The 16,882-nt window shown below is 67.7% G+C and carries 14 protein-coding genes and 2 pseudogenes; 9 read left to right on the top strand and 7 right to left on the bottom strand.

What is annotated here, in order from left to right:
- Positions 1-232 precede the first annotated feature (232 nt).
- Entirely contained in the window at positions 233-493 is a 261-nt protein-coding gene (locus OG242_RS00245) for a transposase (RefSeq protein ID WP_405901466.1), read from the top strand.
- Here OG242_RS00245 and OG242_RS00240 read toward each other — a convergent pair.
- Both OG242_RS00240 and OG242_RS00235 read right to left on the bottom strand, forming a co-directional pair.
- Positions 437-832, bottom strand: a complete 396-nt coding sequence (locus OG242_RS00240; protein WP_405896180.1) for a DUF6188 family protein — start codon at positions 830-832, stop codon at positions 437-439. The genes OG242_RS00245 and OG242_RS00240 overlap by 57 nt on opposite strands.
- A gap of 15 nt (positions 833-847) precedes the next feature.
- Positions 848-1,084 (bottom strand): annotated as a pseudogene (locus OG242_RS00235) (IS30 family transposase); the annotation flags it as partial.
- An 859-nt stretch (positions 1,085-1,943) separates the two neighbouring features.
- Between OG242_RS00235 and OG242_RS00230 the strand changes: the two are divergent.
- Positions 1,944-2,660, top strand: a complete 717-nt coding sequence (locus OG242_RS00230; protein WP_405896179.1) for a DUF2993 domain-containing protein — start codon at positions 1,944-1,946, stop codon at positions 2,658-2,660.
- A gap of 1,149 nt (positions 2,661-3,809) precedes the next feature.
- On the top strand, positions 3,810-4,220 hold the full coding sequence (locus OG242_RS00225) for a hypothetical protein (RefSeq protein WP_405896178.1): 411 nt from the start codon (positions 3,810-3,812) through the stop codon (positions 4,218-4,220).
- A gap of 57 nt (positions 4,221-4,277) precedes the next feature.
- On the opposite strand, the gene OG242_RS00220 is transcribed toward OG242_RS00225, so the two are convergent.
- The gene (locus tag OG242_RS00220) at positions 4,278-4,592 is read right to left on the bottom strand and encodes a hypothetical protein (RefSeq protein ID WP_405896177.1); all 315 of its coding nucleotides are present in this window, start codon (positions 4,590-4,592) and stop codon (positions 4,278-4,280) included.
- A 647-nt stretch (positions 4,593-5,239) separates the two neighbouring features.
- Between OG242_RS00220 and OG242_RS00215 the strand changes: the two genes are divergently transcribed.
- The 6 genes from OG242_RS00215 to OG242_RS00190 all read left to right on the top strand — a co-directional run bounded on the left by OG242_RS00215 (position 5,240) and on the right by OG242_RS00190 (position 14,226).
- The gene (locus OG242_RS00215) at positions 5,240-6,262 is read left to right on the top strand and encodes a LacI family DNA-binding transcriptional regulator (RefSeq protein ID WP_405896176.1); all 1,023 of its coding nucleotides are present in this window, start codon (positions 5,240-5,242) and stop codon (positions 6,260-6,262) included.
- A 233-nt stretch (positions 6,263-6,495) separates the two neighbouring features.
- Positions 6,496-7,743 (top strand): extracellular solute-binding protein, encoded by a 1,248-nt coding sequence (locus OG242_RS00210; protein ID WP_405901465.1) that lies wholly within the window; start codon positions 6,496-6,498, stop codon positions 7,741-7,743.
- 61 nt (positions 7,744-7,804) lie between these two features.
- Positions 7,805-8,689, top strand: a complete 885-nt coding sequence (locus tag OG242_RS00205) for a carbohydrate ABC transporter permease (protein ID WP_405896175.1) — start codon at positions 7,805-7,807, stop codon at positions 8,687-8,689.
- A gap of 11 nt (positions 8,690-8,700) precedes the next feature.
- The gene (locus OG242_RS00200; RefSeq protein ID WP_405896174.1) at positions 8,701-9,585 is read left to right on the top strand and encodes a carbohydrate ABC transporter permease; all 885 of its coding nucleotides are present in this window, start codon (positions 8,701-8,703) and stop codon (positions 9,583-9,585) included.
- Between the two features lie 332 nt (positions 9,586-9,917).
- Entirely contained in the window at positions 9,918-12,479 is a 2,562-nt protein-coding gene (locus tag OG242_RS00195) for a carbohydrate-binding protein (protein WP_405896173.1), read from the top strand.
- Between the two features lie 133 nt (positions 12,480-12,612).
- Positions 12,613-14,226: a glycoside hydrolase family 13 protein gene (locus tag OG242_RS00190; RefSeq protein ID WP_405896172.1), complete on the top strand. Its 1,614-nt coding sequence runs from the start codon at positions 12,613-12,615 to the stop codon at positions 14,224-14,226.
- A gap of 161 nt (positions 14,227-14,387) precedes the next feature.
- Here OG242_RS00190 and OG242_RS00185 read toward each other — a convergent pair whose 3' ends face one another.
- The 4 genes and pseudogenes from OG242_RS00185 to OG242_RS00170 all read right to left on the bottom strand — a co-directional run bounded on the left by OG242_RS00185 (position 14,388) and on the right by OG242_RS00170 (position 16,779).
- Positions 14,388-14,831 (bottom strand): CocE/NonD family hydrolase C-terminal non-catalytic domain-containing protein, encoded by a 444-nt coding sequence (locus tag OG242_RS00185; protein WP_405896171.1) that lies wholly within the window; start codon positions 14,829-14,831, stop codon positions 14,388-14,390.
- Between the two features lie 155 nt (positions 14,832-14,986).
- A complete protein-coding gene (locus OG242_RS00180) occupies positions 14,987-15,292 on the bottom strand; it encodes a hypothetical protein (protein ID WP_405896170.1) in 306 nt (101 codons plus the stop codon).
- A 688-nt stretch (positions 15,293-15,980) separates the two neighbouring features.
- Positions 15,981-16,130 (bottom strand): annotated as a pseudogene (locus tag OG242_RS00175) (S1 RNA-binding domain-containing protein); the annotation flags it as partial.
- A 16-nt stretch (positions 16,131-16,146) separates the two neighbouring features.
- Positions 16,147-16,779 carry a DUF2461 family protein gene (locus OG242_RS00170; protein WP_405896169.1) on the bottom strand — a complete coding sequence of 211 codons (633 nt, stop codon included), beginning with the start codon at positions 16,777-16,779 and terminating at the stop codon, positions 16,147-16,149.
- Positions 16,780-16,882 lie beyond the last annotated feature (103 nt).

Below are 16,882 nucleotides of genomic sequence, written 5' to 3'. Positions count from 1 at the left end.
TGGGTGCGCAGCCGGACGAAGTTCCCATCGGCCGACCTGATCACTGCCGTGGCCGGGCAGGGCATCACCATGGTCACTCCGCTCCTGGCCGACCACTCGCCCCAGGCCAAGGCCGCCGAGGGCTTCGACAGGAGCGCCTTCCATATCGACTGGAAAGCCCGTCAGGTCCGCTGCCCCGAGGGCTCCACCACGCCAGCTGGTATTCGGTCACCCAGTACGGCCGTGACGCAGGATCGACTTCGCCTGCGCCGACTGCCGCCCCTGCCCTTCCTGGGACAAGTGCACCAGCTCCGTTCGCGGCACCCGCACGTTCATCCTGCGGCCCCGCGACCGCACCGCCGCAGCCCGCGCCGAGCAGGGCACCGAGGCATGGAGAAGCAAGTACGCTCCCGCCCCTCGGCGGATTCCAGGGGTCGTTGCAACACAGGTGAAGTGGTCAGTGCTGCCAGTCGGTTTCGCCGCCCGGGCCTACCAGGACTGGTTCGAGTCCTGAGCCGGTGATGCTCCAGGACTCGTAGTCGGGATCTGGATCGATGCTGAGTCCAGTGCCGTCGTCAAAGCCGAGGGACAGGGTGCCGAGCCCGGTGACCTCGGCTTTGGTGACGGCCTTGGTGAACAGGCCGAGGAGCGGTGCCAGAGCCGTTCCCGTCCCAGGAAAGAGGATGGCCTGGGTGCCGGCGGCATCGGTAACGGTGATCGGCGTCTCGATGACGAGCTCGCCATCGAGGCGGACACAGCCGTCGCGCTCGTGATCAGTGAAGCTGATCCGGACCTGGTAGTCGAAGGCGGTGCGGGTGACACGGGCACCGACCAGCTCTGCGGGGACCTTCACCACACCTCCAGCTGCTCAGTGCGTTATGAGCAGTGTAGACAGGCGTCCAGCTGGCGTTTCCCAGTCGAGCGTCTTGCGTGGGCGGTTGTTGAGCTCGGCGGCGACGGCGGCCAGGTCGTCGGGGGTGTGGACCGTCAGGTCGGTGCCCTTAGGGAAGTACTGACGCAGCAGACCGTTCGTGTTCTCGTTCGAGCCGCGCTGCCAGGGGCTGGCCGGGTCGCAGAAGTAGACAGGGATGTCCGTGGCCACCGTGGGCGGACAGCACGGTCGGTACGGAGCGGGTGGGTGTCGGCGTGGTGGCGTGGTGGCGGGGGGCGCATGAGCAGTGAGGGCGGGACGTCGTTGAGGCCGGTTGTTTTCCACTCGGCATCAGACAGTTCATGGCGTCACCGCCTTCCGCTGCTCGTGGCCCTGCGGATGGCCGAACAGTACAAACAGCGCCACGTAAGAGAGGCCCTGGGCACCCGGCATCAGTACAACGGGAACGTGGCAGGGCACCTGACGGACACCCCTTTGTCGAGCGAGGAGGGACAGCAAGGGTTGCCAGCCGACCGGCTTCTACGACGCCGGAGTCGCGGAGTATCCGAGTACCTGCAGCACGGAACCCGTGTGCCGGTGCGTTTCGGCCGTGGTGTGCCCCTACCCAAACGGTACGGCCGTCGTGAGCGACTGGTGATCTTGAGTGGCAGTCGCGCGGGGGCTGGGCGGGTATCCGCCCGAACCAACGCGACAGACGGAAAAGAGGGAGCCAGCCTTCGCACAACCGCAGGTGCCCTGCTCGTCAGTCATCGGCCTCTTCGCGTCCTACTTGGTTGCGCGGACCGCTTCGTACCGCACGGGCGCATGCTTCCTCACCAGCATCATCCGCACCAGCCCGGCAAGGCGGCAACTCCCTTATGGGACACGAAGACAGAGCCTACCGGCTCGCAGGCGCCCGGAAGGCCACCACCTGAAACCACACAAACCAGCCGCTGAGAAACATGGGGCGGTTCAGTCCGCCGGTGGTGGGCGCGCGACCCAGGCCGTGCCGTTACTATGCTCCGTCGCCGTGGGTCTGTTCGGCGGCGTGGTCGCTGCCAGAGGGGCGCGGCAATGGGATGGGGGCAGGGGAATGAGACGGCGTTGGGTCAAGGTGCTTGCGATCGTGGTCGTCGTGCTGGCTGTGCTGCTTACGGTGGTGGACCGGGTCGCGGTGCACTTCGCGGAGGGGGAGGCGGCTCAACTCGCTCAGCAGAAGTACGGATACGGCTCGGGCTCGACGGACGGTTACACCCATGTGTCGATCCACGGCTTCCCGTTCCTGACCCAGGCGGCGGGCCGCGAGCTCGACCATGTCACGATCAGTGCGGGGAACTTTTCGCTCAACACGACGTCGAACGCGCAGGGCGACTATCTCGACGTGCGGAAGCTCGCCCTCGACCTGCACGACGTGACGGTCACCTCGCTGTCCTCCCGCACGGCGCAGGCGAACCTGGTCACCGGCGACGTGTCCTTCTCCTACGAGGCGCTGTCCGGTGTGATCACGCGGCTGATGGGCAAGGGCGGGGCGCTCACCGTCGGTCCGGCGGCCGGGTCGCACGGGCAGGAAGCGCGGATCCGGGTCAGCGGCACCTGGGACGGTCGTAAGGTCGACACCGGCGGAAGTCTGCTGGCGCAGGGCGACGAGATCAGCGTCGCGGTGCCGGGCATCGGTGGACACCCCTACGTGTGGCGGGTGTCCCTGCCGCAGAACGCCGGCTTCACCGCTGCCCGTTCCACGCCGTCGGGGGTGGACTTCGGGATCACCGGCCACCAGGTCGTGCTCGGTTCCTCGATGTACACGAGGTGACGGGCCGCGCGCTGATGATGTGGCGCGACTACGGCCGGGCACCCGAAGACGCGGAGTTCTCTGGCTCGCACTCGGCCTCGATCCCGGCGAGGTCGTGCGTTGGGAAGCCGGCCGTGCCTGTTTCGCGGTGGAGGCAGGCCCACGCCCGACGCCCCTCGCGTGTTTCCCGCGCGGAACGTGCTGGCTCACCTCACTGGCTCTGGCCGCCCACCTGAAACGCTCGGGCCTGGGCGAGTGGCAACCGCACAGCGGCTTGGGGACGAACGAGGTGACCGGAGAGGCCGCGACGCATGCTGGCTCGAGCGCGGCGCGTTCCTGCTCGACATCACCGCCGACCAGTTCGACGCCCTACCGCGGCGCCTGGGGCGCGTCTTACTGGACGCGTCCCGGCGCTGGCACGACCAGTTCGAGCAGTTCAGCCCAGTCGCCGCTGTACCGCATAAACACGACTAGCTGGCGGACACCGTCATCGCATGGCTGGAACACGCGCTGCGCCGTCCATCCGGTCCCGCGGTACAGCTGCCGGTCCCTGACTGCACCTCGCTGGGGGGCCCGACATCGTACGTGTGCGAGGAGGCGCGGCGAGAGCGCTCCGCCCGCGTGAGTACGCGTCGGGCATCGGAGTGCTCCGGCATGATGATTCAGACAGGGCGCACAGAGAGCACAGAGCGGTCGAAGATGGCGAGGCGCGCGCACCCGCTGGAACACCCCACCGGGGCCCGGGCGCGAGAACCCGCATCCGCCGATGCTGCTCTTGGCCAACCCGCTCGGCGCCCGCACCTGCAGCGCACCTTCCGCGCCTGGCCGGTCTCACCCGCCATCTGTGGGCCGGGACTAAGGCCGAAGGCGAGGACTTCCACCACTACGACAGGAAGATCCCTCCCTGGCCGCCTCCGCGCGCACGTCCGCACTCCGGTCCTTGGTCGCATCGGTCCCAGTGCCTGTTCGACGCGGTCGGCAACCCACGCCGCCAGCCTGCTCTGGAACGCCACTGGGCCGAGCACCGGCCTCGTGAGCGTGAGGCCCGGGAACGCGAGCGCCATGAGGCCGAACAGGCGGCGGCGGAGCCGGAGCCGGTGATCGCCGCGGATGTTTTGCGTGTCAGTGGTATCGACGGGATGTCAAAGGTGGACGCTATGGTGCGTGGTTATGGACGGTGTTGATCTTGACTATCGGGTCCGGACGCGGGCCGGGTGCATCCCGCCGGAACTGGTCTCCCGGCTGTTGAACGGTGTGGAGGATGGGGCGGACCTGAATCACCGCCACACGCACATGCCGATTCCGGTGAGCCGGAAGGCGGTCCGCCCCGCGGCCCATACCGCCGCCCTCGCGGACATGCGCGCCCATCGCCTCGTCGCCAACGGCGGCTCCACCAGCACGGGCTACGTTCTGCGTCACCCGATGCTCAAGGATTGGGAGGCCGCCGCCGATTTCCAGCGCCCCTTGTCCGAGAGGGGCGCCACGGCGCGCGGAGCGGACGTCGCCGACACCACCCGTCCGATGTCCGTCAGCGAGACCGTGATCGCGCCGCTGGCAGTGGCCCGCACCGCCGCGCGGTGACGTACGAGACCCCGGGCACTGTCGGCGGGCCCGGGGTCTCGCAGGGGTCGGGAGCGGTCAGAAGTCGTCCCCGTAGCCCTCCCACTGGGAGGGCGCTCCGAACTGCTTGATGGCCCAGCAGGTGCAGGTGCCACCCTCGTACACCTCCTCGTCGCACTCCTCGTGGTGCTCCCGCACCGCTCCCTTCGCCGGGGCCGCCGACGCTGCGGCGGGCGACTCCAAAGCGGCCTCGGGCGCCGGGGCCGGGCCCGCCCACTCCATTCCCAGCGCGGCGAGGGCGGCGAGCTGCTCCACGGTGAGCTTGTCCCGCCGGCTCTCGGTGTGCGAGAGCCACGCATCCAGCTTCACCGGCACCGTCTCACCGTCGACCACGACTTCCACCACCGTCCTGCGTGGGGCGGGCCGGTCCGCGTCCTCCCTGCTCCACCCACTGCTTCAGGGCCGCCAGTCCCCACTGGAACGCCGCCTCCGCCTTGCTCCCCGGCTTCTTCGGCCCCTTGCGCGGCGGCCAGCGCACGCCGACAGCCATCTGCCCTACATCGCACCGGGCGCCACGTTCGACGGCGACGACATCGGCACCTGGCGCTGGCGGTAGCAGGAACCGGGCACCTGGACGCAGCTGATGCCCGAGCAGCAGGGGCGGCTGAGCACGCTGGGCGTTCAGGGTGCGGTGCTCTCCGCGGCGGCCGCCGACCCGGCGAAGCTCCGTCCGGCTTCGGTGGCGGTGTCGTACGGGACGGTGCAGGCTGCCTCCTCTACGCCGCCGACGTTTACCGGCTCGACACCGTCGGCCGCTACTCATCCGCACTGGCGTTCTCGCCCGCTGGCCCGTCGAAGTCTTCCTCGATCTGCTCGGTACCTGCTGCCGCAACCTCACCGAACTGCGTCGCCGTTCGCCGAACCTTTTGTCGGCTGCCGGGCCGCACCTGAGCCTGGGTAACCGCACCCGATACTGCGTGGTCCGGCAAGTTTTTGCGTGAGTCTGAACAGTTTTTGCGAGTGGGCTGTATGGTGGCGGCATGACTGTGAAGGTGGTGCAGGTAGCGGAGTTCGCGGGCGTGAGCCAGTTGACGGTCCGGCGCGTGCTGAACGGCAGCCCGAGTGTCGCTGCGGCGACCAGGGAGCGGGTTCTGCGGGCGTTGGACGTTCTAGGTCTGAAACGTCCGGACGGTGCGGCGGCGGAGCGGTCGCCGCTCGTGGGCCTCGTGGTCCCTGATCTGCAGAACCCGGTCTTCCCTTCCTTTGTGGAGGCGTTGGCGGGGCGTTTGAACAAGCGCGGTTATGTGCCGGTGCTTTGCACTCGTACAGCAGATGGGGTTTCCGAGGCCAACTACGTCGAGATGCTACTGGCGCAGAACATAGGCGGAATCGTGTTCGTCGGTTCCAGCTACGCGGACGTCGGGGCGGAGCAGGGGGCGGCGCTGAAGGAGCGGCAGGTGCCGATGGTGCTGGTGAACGTCGCGGACGAGAACTCCGATCTGGTGCAAGTCGCCGCCGACGACATGCAGGCTGTTCAGCAGGCGATGCTCCATCTGGAAGGGATGGGGCACGAGCGCATCGGACTGCTGGTCGGCCCCGGCGGCCACGTGCCGTCGGTGCGAAAACTGCGCGGGTTCGCGCAGTTCTGGCAGTCCCGGGGAGTGCCTCACAGGCAGTGGGCGTCCTGGGTGGGGCACAGCCTCTTCGCCCTGGAGGCGGGCGCGCGCACCATCGCTGATCTTCTCGGCCAGGGGGTGACCGCGGTTGTTTGCGGAAGCGACACGCTTGCGCTGGGCGCGGTCAGAGGGGCCCGGCGGCTCGGGCGCAGGGTGCCGGAGGACCTGTCGGTGGTGGGCTTCGACGACTCCGCGTTCATGAGCGCGGTCGACCCGCCCCTGACTACGTGCCGGCAGCCGGTGGCCGCCATGGCCGAAGCCGCGATCGAGGCGCTCGACGAGCAGATCCGCACCCGTCAGACCATGCCTGGCCTGACCCTCTTTCAGGCGGAGCTGATCGTCAGGTCCTCCACCGCGAGGCCGGGTTCCGGCAGGTCACAGTCGTAGGAATCAATGTTTTGCAACATGTCATTGACTTTTTACATAACTGACTTCTACCTTCTGCGTATCCGCCGGGGCTTCGGTTGACGGGGCGCCGGTGCAGTGCATCCACGGAAGGTAGATCAGTCATGAGCGGACTGCGTAGTCGCCGCAGGTTCATCGGCGCGGGCATAGCCTGCGTTCTCACCGGAGGGCTTGCCGCCTGCGGCGGCTCTCCTTCCTCGGGCAGCGAGGGCGGCGTGGTCACCATCTCGGTGAACGGCATGCCGCCCAAGACCCAGCCAGTGGACCGGAAGTACTTCGAGGAGGACGTCAAGGCCTTCGAGAAGGAGCACCCGAAGATCAAGATCGATGCCCGTGAGGGCCAGATGGACCCCAAGACCTTCTCCGCGAAGCTCGCCGGGGGACAGTTGGAGGACGTCTACTACGTCTACTTCACCGATCCGGCGGGTCTCATCCAGCGGCGCCAGGGCGCGGAGATCACGAAGTACGCCAAGGACCTGTCGCGGGTCAAGGACATCAAGCCCGAGTACTTGAAGGTGTTCACCGGCCCCGACGGAGGGCTCTACGGCCTGCCGAACGGTCAGTACTCCCTCGGCCTGATCTACAACCGCGACCTGTTCAAGAAGGCCGGACTCGACCCGGACAAGCCGCCCACCACCTGGGAAGAGGTCCGCAAGGCCGCCAAGAAGATCACCGCACTGGGCGAGGGGACCGTCGGCTACGCCGACTACAGCAAGAACAACCAGGGTGGCTGGCACTTCACGTCGTGGGTCTACTCCCTGGGCGGCGACATCGCCGCCCAGGACAAGGACGGCAAGTGGAAGGCGGCCTTCGACAGCAAGGCCGGCCACGACGCGCTCCAGATGCTGCACGACATGCGCTGGACCGACAACTCCATGGGCACACGGCAACTGCTGCAGATCGACGACGTGCAGAAGATGATGGGCTCCGGCAAGCTCGGCATGTACATGGCCGGGCCGGACAACATTCCCACCATCGTCAAGCAGTTCGAGCGCAAGTACAGCGAATTCGGCGTCGCCGCGATGCCCGGCAAGGCCACCCTCGGCGGCGGCAACGGCTTCATGTTCAACCCCAAGGCATCGCCGGAGAAGATCAAGGCCGGCATCGAGTGGGTCCTGTGGAAGTACCTCAACCCCGACCGCACCGAGTTCGAGGACAAGCGCGCCTCCAGCAACGACGTCCCGATCGGACTCCCGCTGGACCGGCTCCTGAACGGCCTGGCCGAAGACAAGCAGGAACGCGCGCACGAGAAGTACGCCAACGTGCCGCAGGAGAACTACAAGCCGTTCACCGAGCGGAACGACCTCCTCACCCAGAAGGTCGAACCGCCGAACGCGCAGCAGATCTACACCGTCCTCGACGGCGTCATGCAAGCGGTCCTGACCAAGAAGGACGCCGACCTCGACCAGTTGCTCAAGGACGCCTCCAAGAAGGTCAATACCATCCTCGCGACGGTCAAGTGACATGGCGGCTCCGACCCTCACCCGGGAACCGGCATCCCCTCCCAAGCCGCAGAAGGCCAGCATGAACAACCCGAGCAGGCGTCGGCGCCGCCTCAGCGAGCACCTCGTCGCCTACAGCTTCCTCGGCGCGGGCGTGCTCTGCTTCGCACTCTTCTCCTGGTACCCGATCATCCGCGGCTGGCTCCTCGGCTTCCAGCAGGTGACCTTTTCCCAACCCGCCACCTGGGTGGGCTGGGACAACTACCGCCGGCTCTTCGAAGACCCGCTCTTCGTGACCGCGTGGAAGAACACCGGCTACTTCACCCTCCTCGCCCTCGTCTTCGGATTCGCCGCCCCCTTCCTCACCGCGGTCGTCCTCAACGAATTCCGCCACGCACGCTCCTACCTGCGCATGACCGTCTACCTCCCGGTCATGCTGCCCCCCATCGTCACCATGCTGCTGTGGCGCTGGTTCTACGACCCGGGCCCGGGCCTCTTCAACAACGTCCTGGAGACCCTCCACCTGCCGGCCCAGCAGTGGCTCGAGTCGGAGAACATCTCCATGATCTCCCTCGTCCTGGTCTCCACCTGGGCCAACATGGGCACCACCACCCTCATCTACCTCGCCGCACTCGGCTCCATCCCCGGCGAGGTCTACGAGGCAGCCGAACTCGACGGCGCTTCCATCCGCCAGCGGCTGTGGCACGTGACGATCCCGCAGATGCGGTTCATCCTGATGATCACCCTCCTGCTCCAGGTCATCGGCACCATGCAGGTCTTCATCGAGCCCTACGTGCTCACCGGCGGCGGACCCAACGACGCCACCGTGACCGTCCTGCTGCTGCTCTACCGCTACGCGTTCGTCTACAACGACTTCGGCATGGCCAGCGCCATGAGCACGGTGCTCTTCATTGTCCTCGGACTCTTCGCAGCGGTGTACCTCCGCCTCACCCGCAGCAAGGGCTGAAAGGAACGACCATGTCCGACTCAAGCGAACGCACCCTCATCGCCCCCGCGGAAATGAACCGGCGCACCGGCCGCTTCCTCTACTGGTTCGTGCTGTGCTCGACCGTCCTCGGTTTCACCCTCGCCTTCGTCTTCCCTCTCTACTGGATGGCCAGCGGAGCACTGAAATCGTCCTCCGAACTGGCCGACCCGACCCCCACCCTCGTCCCGCACACCTGGCACCCCGAGTCCTACTCCCAGGCGTGGACGAACGTCGGACTGAGCCACTACTTCCTCAACACCCTGCTCCTGGCCGCCGGCGCCTGGCTCACCCAGCTCCTCGTCGACGTGTCCGCCGCCTATGCCCTGTCCAAGCTGCGCCCGGTACTGGGCAACATCGTCCTGGGCATGATGCTGGCCACGTTGATGCTGCCCGTCTCCGCCCTGCTGGTGCCGACCTACCTGACCGTCACCGACGTGCCGCTGTTCGGCGTCAACCTGATCAATACCCCCTGGGCGATCTGGCTGCCGGCCTGCGCGAACGCCTTCAACATCTTCATCCTGAAGCGCTTCTTCGACCAGATCCCGGCCGAACTCCTGGACTCCGCACGCATGGACGGAGCCGGCCCCCTGCGCGTCCTGGTATCCGTCGTCCTGCCACTGTCCCGGCCCGTACTGGCCGTCGTCTCCATCTTCGCCGTAGTCGGTGTATGGAAAGACTTCCTCTGGCCCCTCCTTGTCCTCCCCGACCCCGCACGCCAGCCCATCACCGTCGCGCTCAACCGACTCGCTGAATTCATGCCCGCCAACCAACTCCTGGCCGGCATGGTCATGGCCTCGATCCCACTGCTGGTGATCTTTCTGATCTTCCAGCGGCACATCATCGCGGGCCTTACCGCAGGCAGCCTCAAAGGCTGACCACCGCCCACGCCGCCCAGAGCGCACCACAGGCGACCCGGCGGACCCACAGTGCCGCAGCGACCCACCCCACGACGCCGGCGGCACGACTTCACGGCGGCCACCACCGCAGCACACGCCTGCCCCGACCACTACCTCGGTCACTGCCCGCCACCACCACGATCGGGCCACGCTCCTCCCACGTCGAACCCGCACCCAGGCCCACGGCTCCGCCCCGGCCACCCCCGTTCGACCCGGCCACCGCAGCCCAGGCTGCGCGAGGCCCCCCGATCGACGGCCATGCCGCCGACCCCTCAAGGGCGAGCCGCCCCTTCCCGGAAGGACACACAGCCGTGTCGAAACTCCACACCGTCAAGTCCCTCAGGCCCACCGCAGCCATATCCGCCGCCATGCTGCTGGCCCTCACCGGCGCCCTCTCCTACAGCCTGGCCACCCCCGCACCCGCCTACGCCGCCACCTCCACGCTGGAGGCGGAGTCGGCGACCCTGTCGGGTGGGGCGGTCAGTGAGCATGAGCATGCCGGGTACACCGGCAGCGGGTACGTCGGTGGTCTGACCGATGCGAACAAGAGCCGCGCCACGATCGCCGCCACCGTCCAGTCCGCCTATGCCGGCGCCGGTACGGTCACCGTCCGCTACTCCAACGGCACCGGTTCGGCGAAGACGCTCACCCTCAGCGCAGGTGGCACGGCGAAGCAGGTCACGCTGCCGGCCACAGGCGGCTGGGCGAGCTGGTCCACCATCGACGTCCCGGTCACCTTCAAGCAGAGCGCCAACACCCTCACCCTCGCCTTCACCAGCAACGACACCGGCAACGTCAACATCGACAACCTCAAGACCACCACCCCGGAGCAGCCGGACAACCCGACCCCCACAGAGCCCTCCACGCTGGAGGCGGAGTCGGCGACCCTGTCGGGTGGGGCGGTCAGTGAGCATGAGCATGCCGGGTACACCGGCAGCGGGTACGTCGGTGGTCTGACCGATGCGAACAAGAGCCGCGCCACGATCGCCGCCACCGTCCAGTCCGCCTATGCCGGCGCCGGTACGGTCACCGTCCGCTACTCCAACGGCACCGGTTCGGCGAAGACGCTCACCCTCAGCGCAGGTGGCACGGCGAAGCAGGTCACGCTGCCGGCCACAAGCGGCTGGGCGAGCTGGTCCACCATCGACGTCCCGGTCACCTTCAAGCAGAGCGCCAACACCCTCACCCTCGCCTTCACCAGCAACGACACCGGCAACGTCAACATCGACAACCTCAAGACCACCACCCCCACCGGCTCCACCGACCCGGGCGACCCCACCGACCCGAGCGGCGTGGGCGCCACAGTCCCCTTCACCACCTACGAGGCCGAAGCCGGCACCGTCAAGGGCTCGACCATCGGCCCCGACCGCACCTACCTCACCGTCGCCTCCGAAGCATCCGGCCGCAAGGCCGTCAAGCTGACCCAGACCGGCGACTACGTCGAGATCAAGCTCACCAAGCCCGCCAACGCCATCAACCTGCGCTACTCACTGCCCGACAGCAGCGACGGCAAGGGCATCGACGCCACCCTCAGCGCCTACGCCGACGGCAAGGCCCTGCCCGACCTCCAGCTCACCTCACGCTACGCCTGGGTCTACGGCGCCTACCCGTACACCAACACCCCGGGCGAAGGCCAAGGCCACCGCTTCTTCGACGAGACCCGCGCCACCTTCGGCCAGACCCTGCCCGCCGGAACCGTCCTGCGCCTGCAGAAGGACAACGACGACACCGCCTCCTACACCCTCGACCTCGTCGAGGCCGAGGAGACCGGGACGGCCGCCACCCTTCCCAGCGGCTACGTCTCGGCCGCGGACCTGGGAGTCAAGCCGGGCAGCCAGGACGTCACCGCAGCTCTCAACAACGCCCTGAACACCGCCAAGAACCAGGGCAAGGGCCTGTTCCTCCCAGTCGGCACCTACACGATCTCCGACCACATCAACCTCTCCGGCATGAAGCTGCGCGGGGCGGGCGTGTGGCACACCGTCCTGCGCGGCACCGGCCTCAAGGGCGGCCTCTTCGGCCAGGGCGGCACCAGCACTGTCGAAGACCTCATGATCGACGGCCAGAACACCGTCCGCGACGACGCCGGCGGACAGGCCGCCATCGAGGGCGACTTCGGCACCGGGTCCGTCATCAAGAACGTCTGGATCCAGCACACCAAGGTTGGTCTGTGGATCTCCAGCCCCACCACCGGCCTCAAGGCCAGCGACTTGCGTATCCGCAATACCTACGCCGACGGCGTCAACCTGCACGGTGCCGTGAAGGACACGGTCATCTCCAACAGCAGTATCCGCGGCACCGGTGACGACGCCCTCGCCATGTGGTCGGACGGAGCAGCCGTCACCAACAGCGCATTCCGCAACAACACCGTCCAGCTCCCGACCCTCGCCAATGGCGCCGCCGTCTACGGTGGAAACGGCAACAGCGTCGAGAACAACCTCATCTCCGACACCGTCGTCGCCGCCGCCGGCATCACCGTCTCCACGCGCTTCGGCGAACCCTTCAGCGGCACCACCACCGTCTCAGGCAACCTCCTGCGCCGCACCGGCAGCAAGGAAGTGAACTGGAACTCCGACCTCGGCGCCCTGTGGATCTACGCCGACGTCCACGACATCACCCAGCCCGTCGTCCTGAAGAACAACACCGTCGAGGACTCCACCTACAGCGGACTGCTCATCTCCTGGCAGAAGCAGGTCTCCGACCTGCGCGTGGACGGACTGGTCATCAACAAGACCGGAGCCAACGGCATCGAAGGCAACGCCGCCGGCAAGGGCACCTTCTCCAACACCAAGATCACTGGGACCGCCGGTGCCGCCCTCAACATGACCGGTGGATTCACTATCCAGCGCGGCAGCGGCAACGCCGGCTGGTAACCCGACCAACCCAGGGCCCGGCCCCTCTCACCAGCCGGGCCCGCGCACCACCCCCCAATACCCGCGGGCCCGGCCCAAGTCCCCGCCGGCCGGGCCCGCGCACTGTTCGCACCACACACGAAGGCAGGCACCCATGACCCCGCGCACCACCGACTGGTGGCGTCACGCAGCCATCTACCAGGTCTACCCGCGCAGCTTCGCCGACGGAAACGGCGACGGCATCGGCGACCTGACGGGGGTGCGCTCAAGACTGGACTACCTCCAGCATCTGGGCATCGAGGCGATCTGGTTCTCCCCCTGGTACCTGACCCCCATGGCGGACGCCGGCTACGACGTCACCGACTTCCGCCAGATCGACCCCCGTTTCGGCACCCTCGCCGAAGCCGAGAAACTCATCGACGAAGCCCACGAACGCAACATCCGCATCATCGTCGACGTCGTCCCCAACCACGTCTCCAACGAGCACGCCTGGTTCATCGCCGCTCTCCAAGCCACCCCCGGCTCACCCGAACGCGAACTGTTCTGGTTCCGCGACGGCCGCGGCGACAACGGAGAGCTGCCCCCCAACGAATGGCAGTCCATCTTCGGCGGCTCCGCCTGGACACGCGTGCCCGACGGCCAGTGGTACCTGCACCTGTTCGCCCCCGAACAGCCCGACCTCAACTGGCGCAATCCCCTGGTACGCGCCGAGTACGAAGACATCCTGCGGTTCTGGTTCGACCGTGGAGTCGACGGCATCCGCGTCGATTCGGCCGCCATGTGCAGCAAGGACCCCGACCTGCCCGACTACGACCACAACAGCTTCCCCGACCCCCACCCGTACGTCGACCTCGACGAGAACCATGACATCTACCGCGGCTGGCGCGCCGTCGCCGACTCCTACTCCGAGCCCCGCGCCCTGATCGGCGAAGTCTGGCTCGCCGACCCCGACCGCTTCGCCCAGTACCTGCGCACCGACGAACTCCACTCCGCCTTCAACTTCGACTTCCTCGGCTGCAGCTGGGACGCCACCGCACTGCGCACCGTCATCGACCAGACGCTCGCCGCCCACGCCGGCGTCGGCGCCCCCAGCACCTGGGTCCTCTCCAACCACGACGTCACCCGCCACGTCACCCGCTACGGCCGCCCCGACACCAGTACCGCCGCCGGCATTCGCCAGTACAACCCCGTCGTCGACGAAGACCTCGGCCGCCGTCGCGCCCGCGCCGCAGCCCTGCTCACCATGGCCCTGCCCGGCGCCGTCTACATCTACCAGGGCGAGGAACTGGGCCTGCCCGAGGTCGAGGACATCCCCGCCGACCGCCGCGACGACCCCATCTACCACCGCACCAACGGCGAAGACCCCGGCCGCGACGGCTGCCGCGTCCCGCTGCCCTGGAGCGGCACCACCGAGTCCTACGGCTTCAGCCCCGCCGGCGCCGCATCCCCCTGGCTCCCGCAGCCCGCCGCCTGGGCACGGCTGAGCGCAGCTGCCCAGGACACCGACCCCCACTCCATGCTCAACCTCTACCGCCAGGCCCTCGCCCTGCGCGCGGCCGAACCCGCCCTGGGCGACGGCCCCATGCAGTGGATCGACTCCGCACCCGGCGTCCTCGCCTTCACCCGCGCAGAAACCTTCACCTGCATCGTTAACCTCTCCGGCTCCCCCCTGTCGCTCCCCGACCACGCCCAAGTCCTCATCTCCTCCCAACCCCTGAACCAGGCAGTACTGCCTGCCGACACCAGCGTCTGGCTCCGCACACCCTGACCCGCCCACCGGCCGGTGGCGCCACACCCCCCGTGACACCACCGGCCGATCTGCCGGCCATCCCGGAGGGGCCGTGACCGACCGGGCAAAGGGGGAACCTCGTGGTGCCCGCCCCCGCACCACTCGACCTCGGCCTCCAGGGCGGACGTCCTCTGCGCACCTCACGCATCTCTTGCGCGCCGACCGGTGGCGGCTGCTGACCTCGTTCGAATGAGGAGTGAAGTCGGCTGGAGTTGTTGCTGTCTCCTGGTGGTGCGCGTGGTGATCGCCTTCTCGACCCGGTCGAAGGTGTGAGCGGGTACGTCGTCGGTGGCCAGGGCTTTGTCCAGGTGGCGCATCGAGGCGCGCAGGCGCCCGTGGGAGCCCGTGGGAGCCCTCGTACCGCAGGATCGAGGCGCCCCGCTCAGTGACGTCCTGGGCCAGTGCGCCCTGCAGCGGTGTGCCGTGCGCGTCGAGCTCAGGACGAGGACGAACAGGTCCATGTCGTCCGCGCCGTCCGCCTCCACCCACAGGTGCGCCTTCGGGTACCCGACCAGCACGGTTTCCTCGTCGAAGCGCGTCACGAAGGAGAGCAGGTCCGGGTTGGACGCGACGGCATACCCCACTGACGCCCCGACCCCGGTGCCGCCGTCCCCAGCGTCCGGGTACGCCCGTCGAGCGCTCTTGCAAGATTTTCGTAGCCGGAGATCATCTCGGTGACATGGTCAGCCGGTCCGCGTAGTGGGCTGCCGACGGTCAGGTATTCCGCACACTTGGTGCGTCAGATACCTACACGGGCGGGCACTGCATCCGCACGCCCGTATCCGAGCACCTGAGCGAGGACTTCGCGGAACTGCCTGATGTCCTCGGCCGGTGCTTCAATGACGGCCTCGATCCCGGGATCGGTCAGCCGCAGGTCTGCCAGCGCTTCAGGGTCGAGTGCGATGCGGAGAACGTTGCCCGTCAGGACGGCTTCACGCACACAGCCGTACGCGGTGCCCTGCCTGGCTGTGACCAGGCAGTGTGTGTCCATCCCGAGGGCGACCTCCTGGTCATCGGGCTCCTCTTCCCCCGCCATGAACATCATGATGAAACCGTTTCCATCCTCACCCTCGGCAAGAGCGGCTTCGGTGAAGTACCCGTCAGGATCGATCTCGGTCCTGACGGCACGGGCGGTAAATCGGTGTGTCATGACCGGGTTCTATCAGTGCGCCCAGCCGTGCCGTGAAGCAGGGGCGCGCGCGATGTTCTACCGTCACGCTGAGGTGGTGACCGATACCCTACGTAAGGAACTACGTGGGCAACCCCACGGACAGCCTGTGGCTATGCTCTATCGAACTTGGCAGTCTCTTACCACAGTTGGCCAACGTGCTGGTGGTCTCAGTCGATGTTTCCTACGCTGTCGTGGTGGTCCAAGCCCGCACCAAGTCCGTTGATCCAGCGGAATGCACAGGATGCGTTCAGCTCAGCGGTTGCTGCGCGCAGGGTCAGAGCGATCCGGCTGGGCTCCAACAACGCTGTGTGGCAGCGCAGGAGCAGCAGCACCCGGGAGTCGTGCCGGTCCGCGTTCGCCTCAGCGTTCGCGGCGCGGCGCGGCAACTCGGACTGGGGGCGACGGCGATGCGGTCCTCGCGCCGGCGCTGCGCCAGCTCGGTCAGAGCTCGTTTCCGCGTAGGCGCGCCAACAACTCCTCTCAGCACGCGCTGAGGGGCAGCGCAGTGGTGGCGAGGGGCACCCGGGCGTGATCGTTGAGGGCTCATGCAGTACCGCTGCCCTCATTCCGGTTGGGCCTGTTTGAGCGAAAGGGCGATGCGGCGACGTTGGCGGTCCATGCTGAGGATGGCTACGCGGACCTGGTCGCCGGCCGCGAGCACTTCTTGCGGTTGCTCGACGTCGCAATCGGCCAACTCGGTAAGGTGGACGAGGCCCTCGACGTCCTCTTCAGGCGGTGCGGTCGACGTGACGGGCCAGCCACATCAGCAGGGCGTCCAAGTCGGCGGCGGCCGAGAGGACCCGTTCGACAGCTTCGGGGGTATGCAGCCACTCCTCGCAGCCGAGCGAACGGGCGGCGATCAGTGAACGGTGCCGCAGCAGGCGGGCACGGGGGTGGTCCGCCGGAAAGCCGCGCGGGAGCCGTTTCAGCATGTCCCCCGAGACGTCATAGCCCATGTGTCGCACGTTCTCCACGATGGCCGACAGTTCGCGGCCGCTGCCTTCGGAGGCCACTGCCCTGCGGAAGGCGTCCACCTGGCCGGGATCGGGATACCACCAGGCAGCCTGGAGCCACAGACCGTTTAGGGAGAACCGGAGATTGATCTCGACCTTGCGGCCGAGCCGGATCACCGCGCTCTGGTGCTGCCACCACCAGGAGCCGGTCCGGTAGTGCCAGACGGAGAAGTCCTCGTACCGGGGATCGGCGTCCGCGACCTCATTGAGCAGCGCAATCATCGGCTGCCGGACCAGACGCTCACGCTCCGCCCGACAATGCTCCCGGGTCGCCTTCGTCGGTTCACCCTGGAGCTGCCACAAGACATCCATGGCCTGCTCCGGCCAGCCGGTGAACTGTTCGCACATGCGCGGAGGATAGCCCGTTCCGTCGTTCGCCAGACCCACGCGCCAAGAACGCCGACTGCACTACTTCGCGCGACGCGCCCCTCAGACGGCTTCCGTGCGCGGC

This window comes from Streptomyces sp. NBC_00727, from assembly GCF_045161745.1.
In the GTDB taxonomy this organism is placed as follows: domain Bacteria; phylum Actinomycetota; class Actinomycetes; order Streptomycetales; family Streptomycetaceae; genus Streptomyces.
This window is presented reverse-complemented; position numbering and strand designations above follow the sequence as displayed.